General features: G+C 52.8%; 20 protein-coding genes. 10 read left to right on the forward strand and 10 right to left on the reverse strand.

The features are described from left to right. The first annotated feature begins 423 nt into the window (after positions 1-423). The 5 genes from ACR3EH_RS18030 to rfbA all read left to right on the forward strand — a co-directional run bounded on the left by ACR3EH_RS18030 (position 424) and on the right by rfbA (position 6,396). The gene (locus ACR3EH_RS18030; protein WP_480634867.1) at positions 424-2,625 is read left to right on the forward strand and encodes a M10 family metallopeptidase C-terminal domain-containing protein; all 2,202 of its coding nucleotides are present in this window, start codon (positions 424-426) and stop codon (positions 2,623-2,625) included. Positions 2,626-3,044: 419 nt separating this feature from the next. After that, positions 3,045-3,614, forward strand: coding sequence for a dTDP-4-dehydrorhamnose 3,5-epimerase (gene rfbC, locus ACR3EH_RS18035; RefSeq protein WP_171187862.1), 570 nt, complete (start codon positions 3,045-3,047; stop codon positions 3,612-3,614). Then, positions 3,611-4,651 (forward strand): dTDP-glucose 4,6-dehydratase, encoded by a 1,041-nt coding sequence (gene rfbB, locus ACR3EH_RS18040; RefSeq protein WP_171187860.1) that lies wholly within the window; start codon positions 3,611-3,613, stop codon positions 4,649-4,651. Before rfbC ends, rfbB begins: the two co-directional genes overlap by 4 nt. Next, positions 4,648-5,511: a dTDP-4-dehydrorhamnose reductase gene (gene rfbD, locus ACR3EH_RS18045; RefSeq protein ID WP_171187858.1), complete on the forward strand. Its 864-nt coding sequence runs from the start codon at positions 4,648-4,650 to the stop codon at positions 5,509-5,511. The genes rfbB and rfbD overlap by 4 nt, the downstream gene beginning before the upstream one ends. An 18-nt stretch (positions 5,512-5,529) precedes the next feature. Beyond that, on the forward strand, positions 5,530-6,396 hold the full coding sequence (gene rfbA, locus ACR3EH_RS18050; protein ID WP_171187856.1) for a glucose-1-phosphate thymidylyltransferase RfbA: 867 nt from the start codon (positions 5,530-5,532) through the stop codon (positions 6,394-6,396). 142 nt (positions 6,397-6,538) lie between these two features. Here rfbA and ACR3EH_RS18055 read toward each other — a convergent pair whose 3' ends face one another. Beyond that, entirely contained in the window at positions 6,539-7,402 is an 864-nt protein-coding gene (locus ACR3EH_RS18055) for a glycosyltransferase family 2 protein (protein ID WP_174839936.1), read from the reverse strand. Positions 7,403-7,965: 563 nt separating this feature from the next. Here ACR3EH_RS18055 and ACR3EH_RS18060 point away from each other — a divergent pair. The 3 genes from ACR3EH_RS18060 (at position 7,966) to ACR3EH_RS18070 (ending at position 11,545) form a co-directional block, all read left to right on the forward strand. Further along, complete coding sequence (locus ACR3EH_RS18060) at positions 7,966-8,874, forward strand: class I SAM-dependent methyltransferase (protein ID WP_171187854.1); 909 nt, start codon at positions 7,966-7,968, stop codon at positions 8,872-8,874. After that, positions 8,874-10,139: a glycosyltransferase WbsX family protein gene (locus ACR3EH_RS18065; protein WP_480634847.1), complete on the forward strand. Its 1,266-nt coding sequence runs from the start codon at positions 8,874-8,876 to the stop codon at positions 10,137-10,139. Before ACR3EH_RS18060 ends, ACR3EH_RS18065 begins: the two co-directional genes overlap by 1 nt. A 128-nt stretch (positions 10,140-10,267) precedes the next feature. Next, a complete protein-coding gene (locus ACR3EH_RS18070; RefSeq protein WP_216601668.1) occupies positions 10,268-11,545 on the forward strand; it encodes a glycosyltransferase WbsX family protein in 1,278 nt (425 codons plus the stop codon). A gap of 54 nt (positions 11,546-11,599) precedes the next feature. Here the strand turns inward: ACR3EH_RS18070 and ACR3EH_RS18075 are convergent, their stop codons facing one another. The 4 genes from ACR3EH_RS18075 to ACR3EH_RS18090 all read right to left on the reverse strand — a co-directional run bounded on the left by ACR3EH_RS18075 (position 11,600) and on the right by ACR3EH_RS18090 (position 14,158). Next, positions 11,600-12,355, reverse strand: a complete 756-nt coding sequence (locus ACR3EH_RS18075) for a TylF/MycF/NovP-related O-methyltransferase (RefSeq protein WP_171187848.1) — start codon at positions 12,353-12,355, stop codon at positions 11,600-11,602. Positions 12,356-12,843: 488 nt separating this feature from the next. Next, on the reverse strand, positions 12,844-13,134 hold the full coding sequence (locus ACR3EH_RS18080) for a dockerin type I domain-containing protein (protein WP_171648131.1): 291 nt from the start codon (positions 13,132-13,134) through the stop codon (positions 12,844-12,846). Between the two features lie 418 nt (positions 13,135-13,552). Then, a complete protein-coding gene (locus ACR3EH_RS18085; protein WP_217352363.1) occupies positions 13,553-13,771 on the reverse strand; it encodes a calcium-binding protein in 219 nt (72 codons plus the stop codon). A gap of 159 nt (positions 13,772-13,930) precedes the next feature. Beyond that, positions 13,931-14,158: a hypothetical protein gene (locus ACR3EH_RS18090; protein ID WP_480634848.1), complete on the reverse strand. Its 228-nt coding sequence runs from the start codon at positions 14,156-14,158 to the stop codon at positions 13,931-13,933. A gap of 113 nt (positions 14,159-14,271) precedes the next feature. Between ACR3EH_RS18090 and ACR3EH_RS18095 the strand changes: the two genes are divergently transcribed. Both ACR3EH_RS18095 and ACR3EH_RS18100 read left to right on the forward strand, forming a co-directional pair. Then, entirely contained in the window at positions 14,272-14,751 is a 480-nt protein-coding gene (locus tag ACR3EH_RS18095) for a hypothetical protein (RefSeq protein ID WP_480634849.1), read from the forward strand. A 35-nt stretch (positions 14,752-14,786) separates the two neighbouring features. Beyond that, the gene (locus ACR3EH_RS18100) at positions 14,787-15,500 is read left to right on the forward strand and encodes an HlyD family type I secretion periplasmic adaptor subunit (protein WP_480634850.1); all 714 of its coding nucleotides are present in this window, start codon (positions 14,787-14,789) and stop codon (positions 15,498-15,500) included. Positions 15,501-15,596: 96 nt separating this feature from the next. Here ACR3EH_RS18100 and ACR3EH_RS18105 read toward each other — a convergent pair whose 3' ends face one another. From ACR3EH_RS18105 to ACR3EH_RS18125, 5 genes are all read right to left on the reverse strand, one after another. Next, positions 15,597-16,298: a response regulator transcription factor gene (locus ACR3EH_RS18105; protein ID WP_171187842.1), complete on the reverse strand. Its 702-nt coding sequence runs from the start codon at positions 16,296-16,298 to the stop codon at positions 15,597-15,599. Further along, entirely contained in the window at positions 16,298-18,193 is a 1,896-nt protein-coding gene (locus tag ACR3EH_RS18110; RefSeq protein ID WP_171187840.1) for a PAS-domain containing protein, read from the reverse strand. The genes ACR3EH_RS18105 and ACR3EH_RS18110 overlap by 1 nt, the downstream gene beginning before the upstream one ends. Positions 18,194-18,275: 82 nt before the next feature. After that, positions 18,276-19,898 (reverse strand): bifunctional aspartate transaminase/aspartate 4-decarboxylase, encoded by a 1,623-nt coding sequence (locus ACR3EH_RS18115; protein ID WP_171676311.1) that lies wholly within the window; start codon positions 19,896-19,898, stop codon positions 18,276-18,278. A gap of 18 nt (positions 19,899-19,916) precedes the next feature. Next, positions 19,917-21,602 (reverse strand): aspartate-alanine antiporter, encoded by a 1,686-nt coding sequence (gene aspT / locus ACR3EH_RS18120; protein ID WP_171187837.1) that lies wholly within the window; start codon positions 21,600-21,602, stop codon positions 19,917-19,919. Positions 21,603-21,823: 221 nt separating this feature from the next. Next, positions 21,824-23,356 (reverse strand): alkaline phosphatase family protein, encoded by a 1,533-nt coding sequence (locus ACR3EH_RS18125; RefSeq protein WP_171187835.1) that lies wholly within the window; start codon positions 23,354-23,356, stop codon positions 21,824-21,826. Positions 23,357-23,492 lie beyond the last annotated feature (136 nt).

Here is a 23,492-nt window from a genome sequence, read left to right on the forward strand (position 1 = left end):
GGCCCATCGCTGGGCGCTTACAACACCGCATTTTGGCAAGCCAATTCTGGCCTTGGCGGTAACGGTGATCCAGGTGGCTTCTTCTTTACTACCCTTATTCATGAATTGGGCCACGCACTGGGGTTAGGCCACCCATGATACCGGCCTGGGTACAACGATAATGAGCGGCGTGACCTCAGCGTTTAACTCTTTTGGGGTCGGAAACCTCAATCAGGGTGTCTACACCGTAATGTCATATAATGACGGCTGGACCTCTCAGAACGGTGGCCTGCGTTTAACGGCCACTTATGGAGGTTCTACCGGACTTGGAGCGTTTGATATTGCAGCGTTACAGGCGATGTATGGAGCGAACACAACGTACAACAGCGGGACAATACCTTTGTCCTGCCTTACGCCAACTTTGCGGGCACCGGGTACCAGGCAATTTGGGACACCGGTGGGAATGACACCATTCAGCATGTTGGCAGCTCGGATTCTTGGATCGACTTAAGGCCCGCCACGCTGGACTACAGCGACACCGGCGGCGGAGTCGTCTCTCACGCGACGGGAGTAAGGGGTGGTTTTACAATTGCGCACGGCGTTGTCATCGAGAATGCGTCGGGCGGATCAGGCGCAGATGTTATCGTAGGGAATACCGCTCAGAATACTCTGTGGGGGAATGCTGGACACGACAGAATATACTCGGTGTCAGATGGAACCAACAACAACACGATCTACGGTGGCTTAGGCAACGACACGATTTATCTTGCCATGGGGTCCGGGGCCGATCAGGTCTTTGGAAACGAAGGTAACGACACGGCCGTCGTGACTCGTAACGGCGGCACATTCACCGGAGGGACCGGAACGGATACCGTCAGGTTCGTCAGCGCCATCAGCACATATCTGTTTATCGACAACGGAAGCACTTATGAATTTCTCGATGTCGTATCGCGAGTTTCGTTCACAATCGCCAACGACGTAGAGTTAGTCCAGTTTTTGGATGGGGTACAGCAATACACCCGGGCGGGCATCCAAACCGCAATGCAGCTCACAGATATCGACAACCAGGGCACCACGCTAAAGCACGCAGCACAGGGCCTTTACGTTGTGGATTCGGGTGGTTCCAATCTGGGGCTGATTTATAATGGCCAAGCAGTAGGCGCGGCTTCGTTCGCTGGCTGGCAAGCTATTCAGGCCGAAGCATCCGGCGGAGATTACCGTGTGTTGTGGAAGAATAGTGACGGAACATATCTTGAATGGGTCGTCGACAGCAGCGGTCAATTCAAAGGCAGCAACTCTGTCGGCAATGTTGTAAGCTTGGAAACGTTCTACAACGCTGATCTGAATAATGACGGTACGATCGGGCACACATCGACCAATATCGAATCCAATGGATCTACCACCCTCGGGTCCACAACGCAAAACGTGTATCTCATAAATGGCACCATCGAGCTTGCTCTGGGTGATGGCACCACAGTTGGACCCAACAGCATTGCCGGGTGGCAAGCCATTCAGGCCGAAGCCGCATCGGGCGGAGGTTACACAGTTCTCTGGCAAAGCACCGGTGGTGTCTATGGTGAATGGATCGTCGATGCTTCTGGTCGACTGCAAAGCAGCAGTGTCATCGATGATGTCAGGGACGTAGAAGCAAATTATGGTGTCGACCTGAACTCCGACGGTCAAATCGGCCATTTCACGACCAACATTGAATCCAATGGCTCCACCACAATTGGGTATTCCACACGTGGTGTCTATGTGATCGGTGGAAGCATCGATTTGACCGATGCTGACGACGCTTTGGTCGGACCCAGCAGCATTGCCGGGTGGCAAGCCATTCAGGCCGAAGCAGCATCGGGCGGAGGCTACAGAGTTCTCTGGCAAAGCGCCGGTGGTGTCTATGGTGAATGGACCGTCGATGCTTCTGGTCGACTGCAAAGCAGCAGTGTCATCGATGATGTCAGGGACGTTGAAGCAAATTATGGTGTCGACCTGAACTCCGATGGTCAAATCGGCCATTTCACGACAAATATCGAATCCAATGGCTCCACCACACTTGGGTATTCCACACGTGGTGTCTATGTGATCGGTGGAAGCATCGATTTGACCGATGCTGACGACGCTTTGGTCGGACCCAACAGCATCGCCGGCTGGCAAGCCATTCAGGCCGAAGCAGCATCGGGCGGAGGCTACAGAGTTCTCTGGCAAAGTGCCGGTGGTGTCTATGGTGAATGGACCGTCGATGCTTCTGGCAAATTTCAGACAAGCGTTATTATCCCCGACGTCTCAAGTGTCGAAACCTTCTATGGCGCCGATATCGATGGCAGCGGTACAATCGGAAAGGCGCTGCCTAAGCTGGCAACGACAGCGTCCGTCGAGCCGAAACTGGCGTCTGTAGCTCAGGCTTTGGACCTGACGGATTGGGACGAGACCACCGAACTTTTGAAGTTTGCACCCGAAATGACTGCTGATGCAGACGCTGAGGATATTTATACACTGGTGGAAGCGCTCAGTGCTGGGGGCTCGATGCTGCCCGGCGTCGACGGTCAAGTCGACTTTAAATGGTTCAGTATTCCAGAGAACGCAGGAGATAGAGACGTCGAACCGTTGATTGCAACTTTGTTCGAGGAAGATGGTTTCCTTCTCTAGGGGCCTCACGGCCCCGGAAGTGACTGAACAAACACACGGTAATAGCGCGAAGTGTGGATATCCCTTAATGCGCGATAGCATCAGATGTGGGAATCGCTGAGTCAAAACGTCTTGGCGATCCTCACACCCGAATGCGCATCTCTTTGCTATGGCAAAATGCGCCGGATCAGATTGACGTCTCTAACTTGAAATGGCGGCATCGCATGCCACCACCAACACTCGCGCAATCGCGTTTTTGACCCCGCATTGGCCTAAGCAAACAACCGCGCCAACAAGGCAGACATAAACATAAGCCTTCTGGAACATGACTCTACAGCCAAATATTGCCTATTCTGGAACATGGGATGTGGTGAATCCAAACCATATATGACATAGCTTCTTGGAACTAAAAACCGCTTAAAGAGAAGAAATTAGCAACGATGGAAATAGTCGCGCTTTCCATTCCGGACGTGAAGTTGATTACCCCGAGGCGTTTTGGCGATCATCGCGGGTTCTTTGAAGAAACTTACAATGCAGACAGTTTTGCCGCTGCTGGCATAGTCACACCGTATGTTCAGGACAATCACTCGCTCTCCAGCGCAGTAAACACTGTACGAGGGCTGCATTTCCAGGCCCCACCCCGGGCGCAGGCCAAGCTGGTACGCTGCGGACGCGGCAGGCTGTTCGACGTTGCCGTGGACATACGAAAAGGGTCTCCAACCTATGGCAAATGGGTTGGCGAGGAGTTGAGCTTTGAGAACGGACGCATGCTGTTGGTGCCTGCGGGTTTTGCACATGGTTTCGTGACCCTGGAGCCGGATACCGAGATCGTTTACAAGTGTTCCGACACCTACGCGCCGGAAACGGAAGGTGCTCTTCTGTGGAATGATCCCGATGTCGGAATAGATTGGCCGAGCAGTAGCTCAGCTCCCCAACTCTCCGAAAAAGACAAGGTTGCCCCTTGCCTTCGTGATTTGGACTCCCCTTTTGTGTTTGAGGCCGGGCAATGAAAATACTTGTTACAGGTGGCGCCGGTTTTATTGGCTCTGCCGTTATTCGACGCGCTGTTTCAGATGGTCATTCCGTCATTAATGTCGATGCTCTGACATATGCTGCATGCCTGGATAATGTTGCCTCAGTTGCCGATTCTCCGGCCTATGCATTTGAGCACGCTGACATTCGGGACGCCGAGGCGATGTCTGCCATTATGGACAAGCACCGTCCCGATGCGATCATGCATTTGGCTGCAGAAAGCCATGTGGACCGTTCGATTGATGGTCCTGCGGCTTTTATCGACACAAATCTTACCGGCACATATGTTTTGCTGGAGGCCGCGCGCGCCTATTGGCAGAGCGCAGGGCGACCAGAAAGTTTCAGGTTCCACCACATTTCAACGGATGAAGTGTTCGGGTCATTGGGGGCGACCGGTTTTTTCACTGAGGACAGCCCATACCAGCCAAATTCGCCTTATTCTGCTTCGAAAGCAGGGTCAGATCATCTGGTCCGCGCTTGGCTGGAAACTTATGGGCTGCCGGTGGTTCTGACCAATTGCTCAAACAATTATGGGCCATTCCAGTTCCCGGAAAAGCTGATACCCGTGGTCATCCTGAACGCTTTGTCCGGGCAGCCGATCCCGATTTACGGGAAAGGTGACAACATTCGTGACTGGCTGCATGTCGAGGATCATGCCGAAGCGTTGTTGCTGGTGCTGGAAAAAGGCGAACTTGGTCGCAGCTATAATATCGGCGGCGAAAACGAGATGACCAATCTCGACCTTGTCAGGATGCTGTGCAAAATCCTGGATCGGCTGAAACCGGGCTCTGCGCCCTACAGCGATCTGATCACGTTTGTTACGGATCGCCCGGGTCATGATCGTCGTTATGCCATCGACCCGGCCCGTATCCGCGAGGAACTGAACTGGCGCCCGTCATACACCCCTGAAACCGGGCTTGAGCAAACCGTGCAATGGTATCTGGACAACACAGACTGGCTGAACGCTTTGCAAGCACGCAGCGGTGTAGGAAAACGCTTGGGGACTGGCAAATGAAAGCGCTGATATTCGGCCATAGTGGCCAAGTGGCGACCGAACTACGCCGCCGCGCAGACAGCCATGGTATAGAGGTTGAGGCGCTGGATCGCACCAAGGCGGACTTGTCGAACCCTCCGCAATGTGCGGAAGCTATCCAAGGCACTGATGCCGACGTCATTATCAATGCTGCGGCATACACAGCAGTGGACAAGGCCGAAGAAGACCTCGATCTTGCGCAACTTGTTAACGCAGACTCGCCCGGAGCAATGGCGCGCGCAGCCACGGAACGGGGCCTGCCCTTTCTGCATATCTCAACGGATTACGTATTCGAAGGATCTGGCACATCCCCTTGGACAACTGATCACCCAACAGCACCTTTAGGCGCTTACGGCAAAACTAAGTTGGACGGAGAACGCCAGATCGCTCAAGCGGGAGGATGGCACGCCATTCTGCGAACCAGTTGGGTTTTTTCGGCCCATGGGAATAATTTTGTCAAAACCATTCTCAGACTTGCTGAGACCCGCGACAGATTGACAATTGTTGCCGACCAGATCGGCGGACCAACACCCGCAGCTGATATTGCCGATGCTCTTCTTGTTATGGCGAAAAGCAACGCGGGTACTGAAGGCGGGCTATTTCATTTTTCCGGCGCTCCTGATGCCAGCTGGGCGGACTTCGCACGCGAAATCACTGTGCAGTCGGGCTTGACAACTCAGATCGAAGACATCCCCTCGACGGACTACCCTACCCCGGCCCCAAGACCACTGAATTCGCGTTTGAACTGTGATCGCCTGAACGCTGTGTTTGGAATTGGTAGACCGGAGTGGAAAACCGGTCTGAGCGACGTTTTGCGCGAGCTGAATTCAGCGACTGGCTGATCCCTGAAAGGAAAGAGCATGCAACGTAAAGGCATTATTCTTGCCGGAGGGTCCGGCACCCGGCTTTATCCGATCACCATGGCGGTTTCCAAGCAACTGCTGCCGATCTATGACAAGCCAATGATTTTCTACCCTCTGAGTGTTCTGATGCTCGCGCAAATCCGCGAGATTGCGATCATCACTACACCTCAGGATCAGGATCAGTTCCAACGCATGTTGGGCGACGGCAGTCAGTACGGGCTTTCGATCACCTGGATTGTTCAGCCGTCCCCTGACGGCCTTGCACAAGCTTACACTCTGACCGAAGACTTTCTGGCTGGCGCTCCATCCGCTCTGATTTTGGGCGACAATATTTTCTTTGGGCACGGACTGTCCGACCTTCTTCTGGAAGCGGACCAATTGAAACGCGGGGGGACTGTCTTTGCCTATCGCGTGGCCGATCCCGAACGTTATGGGGTCGTGGATTTCGAAGGTTCGAAAGCACGTGCGATCATCGAGAAACCCGAAGTTCCGCCATCGAACTATGCAGTAACTGGTCTTTATTTCTTGGACGGAGACGCTCCGGCGCGAGCACATGAAGTGCAACCTTCAGAGCGCGGAGAATTGGAAATTACATCGCTTCTAGAGATGTATTTGCAAGAAGGTTTGCTGGACGTACAGACCATGGGGCGTGGATTTGCGTGGCTGGATACCGGCACGCATGGCTCATTGTTGGACGCGGGCAATTTCGTACGGACCATCGAAGCGCGTCAAGGTATGCAGACCGGAAGCCTGGACGAGATCGCATGGGCAAACGGCTGGATTGACAATGAAGCGCTTGAAGAACGCGCGCGACTGTTTGCCAAGTCCACTTATGGTGTCTATCTGAAACAATTGATGGACTAGAAGCGAAATCCCCGACGTGACATCGGAGTGTTAACGCAGAAAGCCTCGGCATTCGCCAGTCGGACTGCGTTTGCGGTCCACAGCATTCTTTTGGGCTTCTTGAATTATCTTCAACAGACGAATGCGTTATTGGTGCCCGGTTTCACGCTGAGTGGGACTTGAAAGGAACCGGGCGAACGCTTCGGCTCTGCCAGACTCCGCGCAAAAATGAACGTTGTTTTGAACGCTTTCGGGCTGAAAACAACACGACCGGCGACAGCATCTGCAAAAGTGCGGTTGCAAGCGCTCGGGGGAAAGCAAATGGAACGTTGTGTTTCCGAGCCACGTACACTCGCGATTGCCCCATAAAGAACCCCTTCAATCCGGCAACTGCGGCGTTGCTGGGCGAAGAAGTGCCTTGAACATGCGTAACTTGCGCATCATGAAGATAGTACAACGGACCACAAACGGCCTTGAGCCTAAGGCTTATGTCATCGTCTTCGTGGTACAAAAAGATTTCCGGATCAAACCCCCCAACAGTTTCAAAAGCGGAACGACGAACCAACAGAGCCGCACCGAGAAGAACCGGGAGTTCCAGATCACCGTCAACCTTTTTAGTGCGCAGCGCTTCACTGCGTGGCGTAATAACACTGGAACGACGAAAACTCGGTTTTCCGGATTTGTTTAGGATCCTCGGATTAAACGCAGATGCGGTGGGGTAACGATCCGCACCTGCCTGCATGGCGTCCAATGCCCCTGCCAAGAGTATGGAATCAGGGTTCAAAAACAGAATCAGATCAGATTGCGCACGTTCAGCACCCAGGTTGCAGGCAATACCAAACCCCTTGTTTTCTTTGTTTCTAAGCAATGTAGCCCCGTGCGCATCGGCCAGCTCCTGTACTGCTTCGACATCGTCTGAGGCGTTGTCTACCAATATCGTGCTCACGCCGTCCGGGATGGAACCCAGCATGTCATGCAAAACACTGCTGCTGTTAAAGCAAACACTTATGATGGTGATCTGTGACAAATGCGCCTGCTAACTATTATCAAAACTGTGCGGTACGTGATCTTAAACACCAGTCGGGTCAACCCCATTTCTGAAACTTCACTTTTTTGTACGCGCTATTCTGAACACAAAATAACCGTGTTGATACAATAACGCCTTATACAAATTGTACTAAAGCGTCGTTCCAATTTGGTTTTTGTGGCGAAAAAGGACGCATCCATAAGCTAAACGCGAGCGCCAGTGTGAAGCGGTAAATGGCATCAAAAATGTGCGCCGAACCCGGTTTGAGCAATGTTGAGCACTACGACTGCTGCTACCGTTGCGGAAAGGTTGCGTGTGTCATACCATCTTGAGGTAATTGTTGGCAAAAATGCGCGCAGATCACCCCCGTGGCATTGGAATGCTGTAGCGCAGACATTGTCGTTCCTGAATATCTGTGCGAAGGTGTCGGAGGTTCTACAAAGACAATCTGGAGGTGCCACATCGAGACTGACACTTACTTGTAGAGTCTGGGATTGCCGAATAAACCCAAACGATATAGCAGCCATATTGTAAATCGATATCAGCGTCACGGAAGTAATATTGTGAGCGAAAAACACACCTACGAATACGACATTGACATGAACAGTGATGTGGCGCCGGCTCGTGTGCTACGAATGGTGAAACCAGGATCAAAGGTTCTCGAGATTGGCGCTGGACCGGGCTCGATCACACGGCATCTTTCCGGAACATTGGACTGTGACGTTGTAGCGCTTGAAATCGATCCCACTGCAATCGAAAAACTGAAGCCTTTTGCGCGTTCAGTGTACCCGATGGACTTAAACGATGCCGCATGGAGCGACGTGGTGCGTGAAAAAGACGGGTTGTTTGATTATGTTATAGCGGCAGATGTCTTGGAGCACGTTTACGATCCCTGGTCTGTCCTGTCAGGCATGAAATCTCTGTTGAACGACAGCGGATCTGTAATCCTTTCTTTGCCGCATGTTGGCCACGCCGCTGTCGCTGGATGTTTAGTTGACGAAGACTTTGAGTACCGCGATTGGGGCCTGCTGGACCGAACGCATATTCGGTTCTTCGGCATAAAAAACGTACAGCAACTGCTTGCTTCGCAAGGAATGAGCATCGAACAGGCCGAGTTTGTTGTGCGAAGCCCGGAAATGACGGAGTTTTGCCACCGTTGGAGCCGTCTGCCAAATGACGTGCAAAGCGCCTTGCAGCGGAACCGCTTTTCCCACGTTTTTCAGGTGATCAGCCGATCCGTTCCGAAAGAGCGCGCCGAGAACGACCTCTACTTGATGAATCTCCCCGTTGAGCGACCCGATCAAGAGACAGTAGACTTGTGGACGAACATGATGGCGGGTCTGCCTGTGTCTGAAGACTCAGACCTTCAGTCTACAATCGGTGCAGCAAACTCTAACGAGATCATCAAACCCGGCCCTTTGGCCAAAAAGAAAAAGAAGTCACTTGCACGGCGTTTGGGGTTGAAGAAGTAATGGCCTCTAAAAATGCCAATCGTGAATTCGAAAATATCCGTACGATTGCTTACTACCTACCTCAGTTTCATCCAATTCCGGAGAACGACGAATGGTGGGGTAAAGGCTTTACCGAGTGGACAAATGTAACCAAGGCAAAGCCGCTTTTTACCGGACATTACCAGCCGCACTTCCCGAGCGATCTTGGCTATTATGATCTGCGGGTTCGAGAAACCCGGCTTGAACAAATCGAAATGGCCAAGGCAAGCGGTATTGATGGGTTCTGCTACCATTACTATTGGTTTTCAGGCAAACGCCTGCTTGAACGCCCAGTCGATGAAATGCTTGCGGACCCAGACAGCGACATGCCCTTTTGCCTGTGCTGGGCAAACGAAAACTGGACGCGCCGCTGGGATGCTGCTGAACATGAGATATTGATCGCACAAAAGTATGCGCCCGAGGATGATCTGGAGTTCATCAAATCGATCGAACCGTTCTTTCGCGACCCACGCTACATCACCATAGACGGTGCGCCCATTCTGATCGTGTACCGCCCTCAGCATCTGAAAAATGCTCTCAAGTCCGTGCAAGTTTGGCGTGACTATTGCGCGTCTGTCGGGATTCCAAAAATTCACCTCACCTGTGCGCTGACACATCGAAACTGGGATTACGCCTCGTTCGGGTTTGATTCCGGTGTTGAGTTCCCACCGCATGGGATCAACGTGCCGAATTTATCAGCAGAGGTGGACCTGCACGGAGACTTCGAAGGGTTGTGCGTCGGCTTCTCAACGATCGCGGAACAGTATCTTGGCCACAAGTATGGGCCGGAAAACAACGTTTACCGCTCGGTTTTTCCGTCATGGGATAATACAGCCCGGCGCAAGGAAAACGCGATGGTTGTGTTGAACGGAACCCCTGAAAATTACGAATACTGGTTGTCGAGCGCATTGCGGCAAACAGCTCAGGACTTTCCGGGTCAAGAGAGATTGGTCTTCGTAAACGCCTGGAACGAGTGGGCAGAAGGATGCCATCTGGAGCCTGATCGAGAGTTTGGGCACGCGTTCTTGGACGCGACTCAATCCGCTCTTCTGGGGTCCAAGCTGACGGGTTGGACACATGTTGGTGTTCCAAAAGAATCGCAGCGGAGTGACAGCACCAAAGGTGCTGCAAAACCAGTACCGTATGGTGCGAACAAGTCGCTGCCCAAACGAGCATTTCGACTTTTACGTGATACGGTCAGCGGTCGGCTGCTTAAAGAATGGCTGGCAAAGTCTCACACAAAATAAATACAGAGAGTGGGTCGTTTGCATGTTAAGTGTTGATGCATCTAAGTGAGCTTAAGTTGGTTTAGTCCAAAGCTTAGAAAGACATCTGTTGACCGGAAGCACCGAAGCGCTTGAGTATGAGAATATCTATGCCTATCAAAGATACCCTGCTTTTCTATGTGCTTTCGGCAGCTTCGAAACTCAGCCCCCCTCTTTCATCACGTACCGCTCGGAGGTTTCGAAACTCTGCCAAAAAAAGAGACCCCAGACGAGCAACCACACACAATCAGCATCTGGGTCGGCAAGGCTTTGAGAGTGCCGTTCGAGGTGATGAGTTTGTCCCATTCGATCCGCAACCAAAAGCTGAACCAGCGGTGCGGGCAATTGCACATTACTTGCCGCAGTTTCACCCGTTCAAGGAAAATGATGAATGGTGGGGCAAGGGTTTCACGGAATGGACCAATGTTGGCAAGGCGATCCCGAACTTTCCGGGCCACTACCAACCGCATTGCCCTATCCACTTGGGCTATTACGACTTGCGAGTGCCTGAAATCATGGTCGAACAAGCCCGGATAGCAAAAGCATACGGGATCGGCGGCTTTTCCTATTACTATTACTGGTTTGCTGGAAAAACTCTGATGGAGGATCCGTTAGAGAAAATGCTGAACACCCCTGATGTTGACATACCCTTCTGCCTGACTTGGGCAAACGAAAACTGGACACGCCGCTGGGACGGGCGCGAGCACGATGTACTGATTTCGCAGAACCACTCAATAGAAGATTCATTAAACCTTCTGCGTCACATCCGTAAGTATTTTGACGACCCGCGATACATCCGGATAGACGGTAGACCTGTGTTCATCGTTTATCGAGCGAATATTATTCCTGACATTCAGGAGACAACAAAGGCTTGGCGTCAAGAGGCGCAACGCTGGGGCGAGACTGATCTTTATCTCGTAGCAGCCCAGACCTTTGACATCGGGGACCCTCAGGAACTTGGCTTTGATGCCGCGATGGAGTTTCCGCCCCATCAGGTGAAGCGCACCGACATCACCGATGAGATGGGCGTTTACAACCCCGAGTTCACCGGGGCTATTTTGGACTATGACGCCGTGGTTGACGCAGAACTTGGCAAGAGTGAACCGGATTATAAGCTGTTCCGGTCATCAACGCTTTCCTGGGACAATACAGCCCGCAATCAGGATGCGCCGCGCATTATGGGCAGGTTTTCGATTGAAGCTTACAAACGCTGGACAGCTCATTTGGGCAATCAGGTCCTAACGCAGGAAAAATACAGCGCTGACGAAAAAATCGTCTTCATCAACGCATGGAATGAATGGGCAGAAGGAACACATCTTGAACCGGATCAACGGTATGGGTTTGCCTATCTTCAGGCAACCTACGATGCGTTACCCAAGAAACAGTAAGTTCGTTGGGTTCTTTGCGTTTTACCAAAGAACCCATCACATTTTGTTTTTGTACTATCGAGTTTTTTGGAAAAACACGCCAACGCCGTCGATTTCATGAATTGCTGGGGGTGTGTATCCGATTTCGTCGAAATAGTCATGCACGGCCGCCTTGGCGGCGGGAACGACGTGATAATCATCCACAATGATCCAACCACCTTTCGAGATTTTTCCAAAAAGGTGCTTTAAGGGATCTATCGTCGATTCATACATGTCACCATCAAGTCTAAGAACCGCGATTTGCTTGCTTGGGACCAAAGGCATCGTGTCTTTGAAAAAGCCTTCGATGAAAACAACTTGATCGTCCAGAAGATCAAATTTTTCAAAATTGGAACGGACCGCATCTGCAGAAACTGCCAAAGCATCGTATTTGTGAAAATCCGACCCCTTGTCGTGGGGATACAAATCTTCATTCGGCTCAGGAAGACCCTGGAAGGAGTCGCACAAAACTACGCGACGATCATTTATGCCGTATGCGAAGAGTACAGCTTTGGCAAAAATGCTCGCACCGCCGCGCCAAACCCCGGTTTCCACAAAATCTCCCGGAACTTTGTTTCCAATAACCGACTCGACCAAAGTGCGTACGTTAGCCAGACGCTTGCTGCCAACCATTGTGAACGCCACAGATGGCCAATCCCATCCATGTTCACGGTTCACCGGGTTGTAGTCCGGTTTGGTATCACCAATCAAAATTGGCGGGTCCTCGTAGATCGTACCGTCCAGAGTACGAGCGACCGTGGTCAAGTATTTTTCGCGGAGATCGTGGAACATTTTAGGGACTACCTTGATTTGATGGCCCTGGGGCCCGAGCTTGTTTTTCTGAGGGTACTATGAATATTTCCAGCGCTGAACCACGCTTGACGTTCTTTCGAACGCTACACCTCCTGCTCGTAGTTGGTTTCGACTTTGCCGAATTGTTCAAAACATAGCCAGTCGATACGAATCACAGATACCAACTCGGCTTTTCTTGATCAAGGCGCGGAATTACAACCGGCAAAGTGCGGACAATAACGCCAGACAATTCTACCCTTTTGCTTTGTTGCAACAGTGATCGTCCGACGACGTACTTGCAATACCAGCCTCCCATCAAGAGTATTAGAACTTATCTTCTGGGGTGTTTCATGACGCGGTAACTTGCGCACCTGAAACCGGTTGCTGTTGCCAAAGCCTGCTTGTCTGACACCAGCGCAGCAGGCTTGAGCATGGGACAAAGCCAGGAGATGCCAGGATCAAGACGTTATCAACGACCGTTGCACAGTTCATGCGGCTTCCAAATAGCCCAGCAAAATAGATGTCATATCCGCATCAATTACCCCATTTACAGCAACCACGTGAGCACCCGCCTCATAGTCGACATTGTCTGTACTGACCCCCGACAAGTCTGAATTTTCATCCAGGAAAACCCATTGCAGATCGGGTGCCGAGGGTTCTCCGACTACAACCTGAAGGATCGCAAGCGCATCTAATGCGTTGACGGACCCGTCCTGGTTAACGTCGGCGGCAATCAGGTTTTCAGTCGTTGCTGAACCCCATGTTGGGTCCAGACCCACGGAAATGCGCAGGACCTTCTATGCGTCCAGAGCATCGGTTTCGTTGCTGGCCGTGGAGTAATATTGATGACGTCCAACCTACCAGGGTATGTTCCGTCTGGGAGGTCCACATGGAACATACCTTGCTCATCAGCCGTGGGAGAGACTGTACCACCACCGTCAGGCGTAAACCTGATCTCTGCATCTGAAAGACCTGAATTAGCTGTTTCGCTGTTTACAGAAACGGGCCCAGCTAAACCATCGGAGCTATCAGGTGTCAAACCACCGAAATTCCCGAAATCGACTGGAATGTGATCGGGCCCTTCAAACCCAGTGCCAAAAACATCGCTAGCCGACAGCGGCCCACCAGTGGCCGAGTGGACGTCAACCACTTCATCACGGTATTCGATCCGAGCACCTTGCGCGGTGCTAGTTACAGTCAATTGTTGAGGTGACCGTAAAAGCAGATAGTCGAACATGTCCAACCGATCCACACCTGGTTGAAATCTGAGATCGTGGTCAGCCCACTTCCCGACTGTATCACAAAAATGTCGGAACCTGCACCTCCTGACATTGTTGTTGCACCTGCCCCAGCGATCAAAATGTCGTCCCCTTGCCCTCCAATCAGAGTTGTATCCAGAATACTATCGCTGAGCATGCCGCCTGATGCCGTCCCGGACACGGTAGCAAAATCTGTCTTCACTGAGCCCAGATCGTCTTTTGGAACTGTATGAACCGTGACGCCGGCTTCTTGTTGCGATGAGACCAGAATTTGCAGCTCATTCCCAAAATGCGCAGCGCTGAGTGATTCGACGTTCTACAGACCGCTTGCCAATGTGTCCTCAGAACTGTCGAGGTGAACCAACTGGCCGTGAGTTGTCAGCGTAAAGAGGCTCACCCCGTCATCACCCCCTCCAGCAACAACAAATACGCGTCCGTTGACTTCCACCACCGCCAGGTCCTGAACCGCTGCAAAACGAGTATCGAGCGTATCCAGCACATGGTTCGTGGCAGTCAGGCCCCCGTCCTGGTCCAATTGCAACACGCTAACAGAGTTGCTACCTGCACCTGCGACTACCACCCAGGATTTTCCATAAGCCTCTATCGATTCAACAGCGTTTGGCGTCGAAATTCCAAGCGTTTCCAAGGTGTCACTGTGTGATCCTGTCTTGCCTAATCTCTGCCGCGGTTTGGGCACATCTGACCGAGCTTGACGATGTAACGCGCGTAGACGGTCGAATTGTCCCGTCCGGTGATATCCAAGTAATCGATGCAAGCGAACCCGGAATTCTGCGCGCGCTCCATGTGCGCGAAGGTCAACTGGTGGACAAAAACACAATGCTTATGGAGCTTGATGCCACGCAAATCGATAGCAAGCTCAGTCAGGAACAACAACGCGCATTCGGGTTGATGGCACGCGCGAGGCGGCTTCAGGCGGAGATAGACGGAACACAGCTGAATTTCGACGCGAAACTGATTTCTGGAGCACCAAGCGTCGTACGCTCGGAAACAGCGCTGTATCAGGGCCGGCAAGCCGAGTTGGCGGCAGAAATTGCAATTTTGGAACGTCAGCGGCAACAGAAACACCGTGAGTACGAAGAAGGCTTGGTTGATCAGTCACAGCCGTTGAGACGCTAACGGTTCTTGAGGAAGAACGTGCGATTATAGCCCCCTTGGTCGAAAGCCAGATGGAGCCGGCGACAACCTTACTGGCCTTGCGCCGAAGCGAGGCAGAGTGGCAGGGGCGCAAGGTGCGAGCCGAAGCAGTGACCAACAGGCTAAAGACGGGCCTGGAAGAAATCGATCATCGCATCCAGGCGGCCCGTAGCCGGTTTCGAAGTGCCGCGCTGACCGACCTTGCGATTGCCACGGCTGAATTGGCGGCCTTGCAGCCGGCACTGCCTGCTTTGCGCGACAGGGCTATGCGAGCGCAAGTCCGCTCTCCGGTGCGGGGCATCGTTAACCGCATTCACCAGACAACCATCGGAGGGCATACAAGAAGTGGCGAAGAGCTTGTCGAAATCGTGCCTCTGGACGACACGTTGCTTGTTGAGGCATACGTGAAACCCGAGGACATCGCATTTATGCGCGCCGGGCAGCCTGTGAAAGTCAAGATCACAGCCTATGACTTTGCCCGATATGGCGCCTTAGATGGTGAAATCATACGCTTTGGTGCCGATACAATCACGCGATCGGAACGCAATGAAGAAGAAGTATTCGTCGTAGAAATCCGAACGAATAACACCATGTTGGACGGGAATGGCATTGCGGTCGAGATTATTCCAGGCATGATCGCAGAAGTGGACATTCTGTCCGGTCGCAAATCTGTTCTGGACTACATTCTGCAGCCTGTCGTGAAGATCAAGGATCAGGCGCTAAGAGAGTAAACCGATCAAGCAAGGCGGCTATATGCCTGATTTTGGCATGAAAGTATGACCGGCGTAGGGGCTGAGTGCCTCAACCTCAGTTGATCAATACTGCTTTTACTTCCAATTAACATCGCCCAGAAAGATGTATCCAGCACCATAAATCGTTTTGATAAGGCGCGGGTTCTTGGGGTCTTCACCAAGTTTGGTTCGCAGCCTGGAAATCCGAACATCCATGGCCCGGTCAAAGCTGTCACCTGCTGCACCGCCCAGCGATTCCTGCATTTGCCCCCGACTGATCAGGCGCTTGGGGCTCTCCAGAAACAACCTCAGAACTTCGCCTTCCGCATGGCTGAACGGGGTTTCTGTACCCGCCCCGTCCTCAAGTACATAGCGGTCAAAATGCGCTGTCCAACCATTGAACACAGCCGTATCCGAGTTTGACGTTGGGCCGCGTGGGGTACGCAACCTGGCCCTTATCCGAGCCACAACTTCTGCCGGATCAAACGGTTTCGTTATGTAGTCATCAGCACCAAGCTCTAAACCCGTCACGCGATCTTGCACTTGTGCACGACCGGATATGATAATCACCGCCGCGCCTTGTTCCAAGGCAAGGCGGTGAACCAGAGCCAACCCATCTGTGTCCGGCAAGGAAAGATCGACCAGACAAACATCTGGCGTCACGCGGTTCAGCGCCGCCTCAAATTCCCGCGCGCGAGAGAAACTTTGCGTTCGGAACCCTGCGTCTTCCAACGCATCCGTCAGGATGCGGCGTATCTCGGGCTCATCATCGAGAATAGTCACCAGCGGTTGCGTCATCAGACTGCCTCGGTTTGGATCAATGCAGACAATTGCGCTTGCGAAAACGGTTTTTGCAACACCGGTGCTAAAGCGAGTGCCTGTTGGTGCAATTGATCTGAATTGGGTAGGGACGTCATTAGGATGCACGGAAACCCTGGCTTAATCTTTTCCATTAGCTCCAGCCCCGTTGCCCCTCCTTCAAGGCGGATATCGGACAGGACCATCGAGATGTCTTCGACGCTGGAAAGCAGCGCCACCGCTTCATCGACAGAGTTGGCTTCAATTACGGACAAACCCAGCTCCACCAACATATCGCGAAACTGACCACGCAAATCATCACTATCTTCCACCAACAGTACAAGGCCGCCTCGGGCCGGTGGAGCCGGTCGGTAGGGTAACCGCAGGACGACGGATGCTCCGGACGGGGTATTCTTTAGGTTCAGATCGCCCCCTGTCAGTTTTACGGTGTCATAAACCATAGGCAGGCCCAGCCCGGACCCATCACTGCCCTTGGTTGTAAAGAAAGGATTTAGCGCTTTCTCCAACGCCTCCGCTGAAAATCCCGGACCGGTGTCAGACACGGTAATCTCGACCCAAATGTTACCGATGGCGTGTGCGCTTATGGTAATCTGTCCCGAGCTTCCACATGCATCCCGTGCATTCAAAATCAAGTTCAGCAGCGCGTCCTGCACCATTCCCGGATCAAGCATCAAAGCCTGATCCGGTAGTGTGTTGACAACAGAAAGCCCCATGCCACGCGGCAGGGACGGGGTGGCCAGTATCCGCAGATCTTCCAGCAAACCGCGCATATCCGTGGCCTGAGGCTGAGGCGTTCTGTTCCCGGTCATGTCCGCAATCCGGTTCAGCAATTGCCCACCCCTGCGCGCCGTTTGTTGAGTGGCAACGACAAGTTCTTGCGCTTCATCTGGCAAGTGCATCTTGTCTAGCCGGGACTGCATACCAAGGATAATCGTGAGCAAGTTGGAAAAGTCATGCGCAAGGCCACTTGTCATTTGCGCCGCCATCGCTCTGCGACGTGTCTGCTGCAAGGCAACCCGCGCTTGTGTTTCTTCGGTAATGTCCACAGACATGACATAGACACCCCCTGCCCCATCCGGTGTGAATGAAACACGGATGCGGCGAGAATCCTGATCTTCGGTGAACTCAAAAACAGATTGCTCACCGTCGTAAGCCTTTTGCAGATGGCTTTCGACACGTGCAAAAGCCACAGCACCAAGGGCCTCGGAGATATGGAGCCCCAGAATATCAGAAGGACGGCCAGGCATAACCGCGCTCAGACGTCGGTTGGAATAGTCGTAGAGCCCGTCACTGTCCAAATGCGCGATATGGGCCGGCATCATCTCGGTCACCAGGCGTGTTCGAGCCTCAATTTCGGTCAGTTCCCGTTTGGCTTCTTCTAACGCGGCGATCGTGGCCGCAAGCTTGCGGTTGGTGGCCGACAGTTCTTCGGCATGACCCAGCAACTGTTCCGACAGTTCCTCGGACCGCGCCCGTAGCAGGTTCTCGGCCCGCCGCGTACCCGTGATGTCAGTATAGACTGCAACCCACCCCCCTTGCGGCAAGGGCGCACCTTCGATTGAAACAACTTGCCCGTTCGGACGCACCCGTTCCATGTAATGCGGCTCAAATGCCAAAGCCTGCTCGACGCGCAAGTTGACCATGTCCTCCACACTCTCGTCGTGGCCATATTCTCCTCGACTGGCAAGAAAGTGTATGGTGTCTCGAAACAAGGCCCCACGCTGGACCAGTTCGTCCGGTAACCCGAACATTTCCTGAAAACGGCGATTGCTGAGCACCAACTGCAACTTGCTGTCATAGATGGAAAGAGCCTGACCAATCAGGTTCAGCCCTGCGGTGGTCATAGCTTTGATGCGCTTTTCTGTTATGTTCAAGCTTGCCGTCTCCACAGCCTCTGCCTAGCACCAGTTACCAGGCGCGGATAGTGGAATCATGTTTGATGCCTCGCGCGTTGGGTCAGGACCCGCCGTGTAAGGGCATAGCATTTGCAGCGCGGTATGCCTCGACATATCCTCTGGCGACAGACCTTACAGCGCGACCTATCTGGGCATAGGCTTCGTCCGGCAGGTTGGCAAAGGACACGCGCGCAGACCAACCCGGCGCATCGAACCCGCTGCCATTCAACAGAACAATCCCGTGATCCTCGGCAAGTTTGAAGGCAATATCGAGTGGATGCACGTTCTTCTTGATCCAAGCCACAACGTCGTCGCCAACATATTTGCGCAACCAATATTCGAAGTCGATGATCCCATAATAGGCGTCGTAGTTTTCGCCTGCATTGACCTCGATCCCCATCGCTTCGGTCAATAGTTTGAACCGCCGATGTACAAGTTCCATACAGGCGGTTTGATAGTCTTTCTTGGTGTCAACCAGCTCAACAAGTGAAAACAGGGTCATCATGACTTGTTGAGGTAAGGACAGACCAGCGGTGTGGTTCAAGGCAACGTCCCGGCTGTCTGCAACCAGGCGATCAACGAAGCGGATATCCCGAGGCGTAAGGCTTAGTGTGCCATACCGTTTGTCCAGCGTCTGCTTTATCTCTTCGCTGTGTTCTGCCAGTTTGAGGTCAAAGATATTGTCTTGTGCAACGGCAATGACACCCAAACGCCAGCCCGTGCAGCCAAAATATTTGGAATAGGAATAAACGCCAATTGTGTTGCTTGGCATGTACCCCATGACCGATGTGAAATCATGCACGAAGGTTCCATAGACATCATCTGTCAGAACGATGAGGTCGGGACGATGGTTCTCGACCACATCTGCCAGCTTCTCCAAAGATGCCTTGTTCAGCGCAACTGACGAAGGATTGCCCGGATTGACCAAAAAGAAGGCTTTTACTTTGGGGTCTTTCAACGTCTCGACCGCTGCATCGGTCAGTTGGAAACCGTCTTCTTCATCCGTTTCCACATGAACGGATTCGAGGCTGTAATCCTCCAACTCGGGCATTTCGAGATACGGAGTGAAGATCGGGGTACTCAGCGCAATCGTGTCCCCTGCGTTCAGCAAACGGTTGGCCTTGAGTGACTTGAAGATGTAACACATCGCCGCCGTGCCGCCTTCGACTGCAAACAGGTCGAATCGTGTCTCGGGCCGTCGGCCCGCACACATGGCCCACATCAGATATTCATGCGCGATAATTTCATTGTGGTGCAGGATGCGGTCCGGCACCGGGTAGTTGTCTCCAATAATCGAATCCGTCAGCTCATGGACAAACGCATCAGCATCAAAGTCGAAAGCAAAAATGGCGTGTTTGACCACAGTCAACAAGGTGTCGGTACCCGGCATATCGGCATTGGCCTCAGCCCAACGCAAAAAGCGATCATGGCACCCTTTGATGGCTGGCATCCCACCCAAACCCGCCGGATGGTCCATAACGCGTTTGGCTTCGGTTATGGCAAACTGACCGAGCGCAAAGAACGCTTCACGCGGGCGTGTCGCGATCCAGTTGGGGTTGCCGCGCCCTGCGTTCAGAAACGCACTGTTGGACTTTCGTGCCTCATCTGAGGCCAGTTTGATCAGCTCATCCTTGATCTGAAAAGGGCTAAGCGCTTCGTAATCGTGCAGTTTCAGACGGTCCATACCACATACCTTTCCAAATCAACTGAGGATCAAAACAACGACCATGCCAAAGATGGTCAGTAACGTATTCCCGATCGCATAGGGCATCCCATACCCCAACGCTGGTATTCGGCTTTGAGCGGCTTCCTGGATCATCCCCAGCGCAGCTGTTGTGGTTCGCGCACCCGCGCAGGCCCCGAACAATATGGCCGGATGAAACTTGAAAACGTAGTGGCCAACATAGACAGAAAAGATCATGGGCAATGAGGTGGCGACAATGCCCCAAAGCAGCAATGCAACACCGGCCTGCTGAAGCCCTGCAACGAAACCAGGGCCCGCACTGATCCCAATCACAGCAATAAATACGTTCAGGCCAAGGGTATTCATCAACCACAACGACGGGCCGGGTATACGTCCGAAAGTTGGATGAACCGTTCGCAACCAGCCAAGCAACAAGCCCGACAATAGGGCCCCACCTGTTGTCGAAAGGCTGATTGGGAAACCCCCCATGGTAATCGCAAGGGTCCCGACCAAACCGCCAAGAAAGATCCCCCATCCGACAAACGCAAGATCCGTCGTGTCCACCGGACGATCTGCATACCCAATCTGGGCGATTGCGGCTTCGACATGGCGCTTTGACCCAAGAACCGTCAGGATGTCACCGCGATGCACGACAGTTCCCGGCAACAGCGGCAGTTCGACCATGTTTCGCATCAGCTTTGAGACATAGACGCCACGGGCCAGCGAGAGCTTGCTTAGGTCCTCCAGCGTTTTTCCGTGAACCTCTTTGCTGGTGATAAGAACATCCAGCTTCTCAGTTGGCGTGTTTAGCAATTCTGGAGCGTCAGCCTCTTTCATACGCCCTTCAAGAAGGCCGACCAAGTCCGCGCGCCGCCCGGAAAACATAACGATGTCGCCCGCCTGTAGTTCCGTGCTGTCCTCAACCTCGATAATTTCATCGCCACGCTTGATCCGTTCCGCGTAGATCCGCACTCCGGGCATCAAGTCCTTGACCGGTTGGCCTATCAAGTCACTGTCGTGTGGTATTTCAAACGCCCGTGCTTCGATCATGCGATAGGCTGATACGATACCGTCACCGGCCTCAACCGCCGCGCCGCCACCCAGTTGGGCTTCGTATTCCTTACAGGCAGCAACCAAATCCACACCAATCAGACGCGGGCCTATCTTGGCCAGAATGATGGCAGAGCCGATTGTGCCGTAAATATAGGTCACAGCGTAGGCGATCGGGATTTGATTGGCGTAGGTCTGCGCCTGCTCTGTCGACAGGCCCAATTGATTAATCTGATCTGTTGCGACGCCAATTGCGGCCGAAATGGTCTGCGACCCCGCGTACAGGCCCGCCGCAAACCCAAGCTCTAGGCCCGCGACCATTGCGGATATGACCGGCACAATCAGGCACAAGGCCAGAACACTGAGCGCAAAGAAGACTTCACGCGCACCGTCTGCTTTGAGGCCGCGAATGAACTGTGGACCGACCCCATACCCAACCGCAAAGATGAACATGATGAAAAAGGTCGATTTGACCGCCGAGTCGATTTGGATATGCGTCTGCCCAATGATCACAGCCGCAAGCAGTGTCGCCGTGACCGTTCCCAGACTGAACCCAAAAAGCTTTTTGGGACCGATCCAGAACCCCACCCCTATCGACAGAAAAACCGCCAGTTCGGGATAGCTGCGCAGCACATTCACAAACCAATCGCCCATCACCATCCTCCTCAGAGCACCCTGCAAGCGCAAAGGTGTGTTTGGAACATTGAAATCGCTGACAGGCCGATCCGAACAATTCAATCAGTAACAAAAAACGAAAGCACCGACACTGTAGGCCGTCAGAGCGAAATTAGAAGCGTATTTCTCAAGGACGATACCGTAAGATATGAATTTGTCTATAAATTTTCGCCAACAGGCTCCAACCACCAAAGAGATGTCTAGTAGCGAGAGCGGGATTTTGCACCTTCCGTTGTAATGGAATGCAATGACAACGTATGGTCCATGTTTCGCATGCGATGCCGCAACATCTGGCGGCCCATCCGGGCTAGATCAGGCGCAAACTCGGGCTTGTTTGCCACATTCTCGAACTCGCCTTTGCCTTGGTGGTCAAACAGAATGGGCGGCAGATCGGCGGCAAATTCGATCAGGGTAAATCGATCATCTCGCAAAATCCCCAGACAAGAGTCGCTGTTGTTCGTTCCCAGTCGCTGTTGCCAAAGGGTCGGGTTTTCAGGTTCCGAGAAGTCCAGTTCACTGAAAGAATAATTGCGCCAGTTTTTGGGAACCTTGCCATGCAACAACGGCATCAAGGACCAACCATCCATCGCGTTCGGAGCCGTTTGCCCGATCCAGTCAAGGATTGTCGGCGTTACATCTACTGACTCTGTCGGCACCGTAATTTGACTACCCGCGTGGCCTTCGTTCCCCGGCAAACGGATCATCAACGGTGTATGATAGGCTGCATCGTATACCGTCATTTTGCCCCAGCTGTGGCGATCCCCCAGCATTTCGCCATGGTCTGCGGTTATAACCACCATCGTATCGTCATATTGCTCGCTGTCCTTCAGGTATTGCACCACGCGACCGATATGGTGGTCTACTTCTGTCGCCAATCCCAAATAAACTGCGCGCAATGTACGAATGTTGGCGTCTGTTGGTTCAACTTCGTCGAAGCCGTGAACGAATTCTTTTGCTGTATAGACATCCAGTTTCGGGCCAAAGAACGGGTGCAACTCTTTCTCGGCTTCCGCGCTTTGCAACCGTTGCGGCAGGGGAATATCTGCCGGGTTGTACATGTCATTGTACGGCGCAGGTGCGACCAGAGGCGGATGTGGACGGATATAGGTTAGATGGGCAAACCAGCCCTTTCCTCGATGGGGCGCGATACCGTCAAGGAATGCATCGGTGAGAAACGCCGTATCGCTGTCTTCCGCCCGATACAGTGCCGGATCGTTCAATTTAGGGGGCTGACCGTCCATTGAGACGGGTTTGTAGACATCCCAATACTGATCAAACTCATATCCTTTCTTCATCAGATGCGCTTGCCAGGGATACGATTCTTCAAGGCGCATTTCGACGACTTCCAGAAATCCGTTCATGGATTCCTCGTAAGACTTAAGCACCGGGTCGTTTGCGTCATGAACCCGTGGGTCAGCAGAGGTGTCTGTGTACCCAAACAGCATCGGCGTATATCCCGCCTTGCGCATTTCTGTGGCTATGTTCGGGGTGTCGTGACGCAACGGGGTTCCATTCCTGACAGACCGATGGTTCATCGCATATTGACCGGTCAGCAACGAAGCACGCGAAGGGCCGCAAGGATTGGTAACCGAGAAGTGCCGTGTGAAAGTCACGGCGTCATCCATGAACGCCCTGAGGTGAGGCAGATCCACGTAATCCGCCAATGCACCGTTCAGGCAATCAGCCCGAAGCTGATCGATGATGATGAACAATACGTTTTTGGCCCCAGGCATACGAACTCTCCGGCTCTGAACTTGATTCCCACGCGAAATGTGTCTGGCTTCTTGTGCTCAAGCAACTGATAAAATGAAGACATCGCCGCTTGCTAAAGCCGTCAGAGATTACAAAACGTGACTCTACCAAATAAGG

This window comes from Ruegeria sp. BG7, assembly GCF_056535685.1.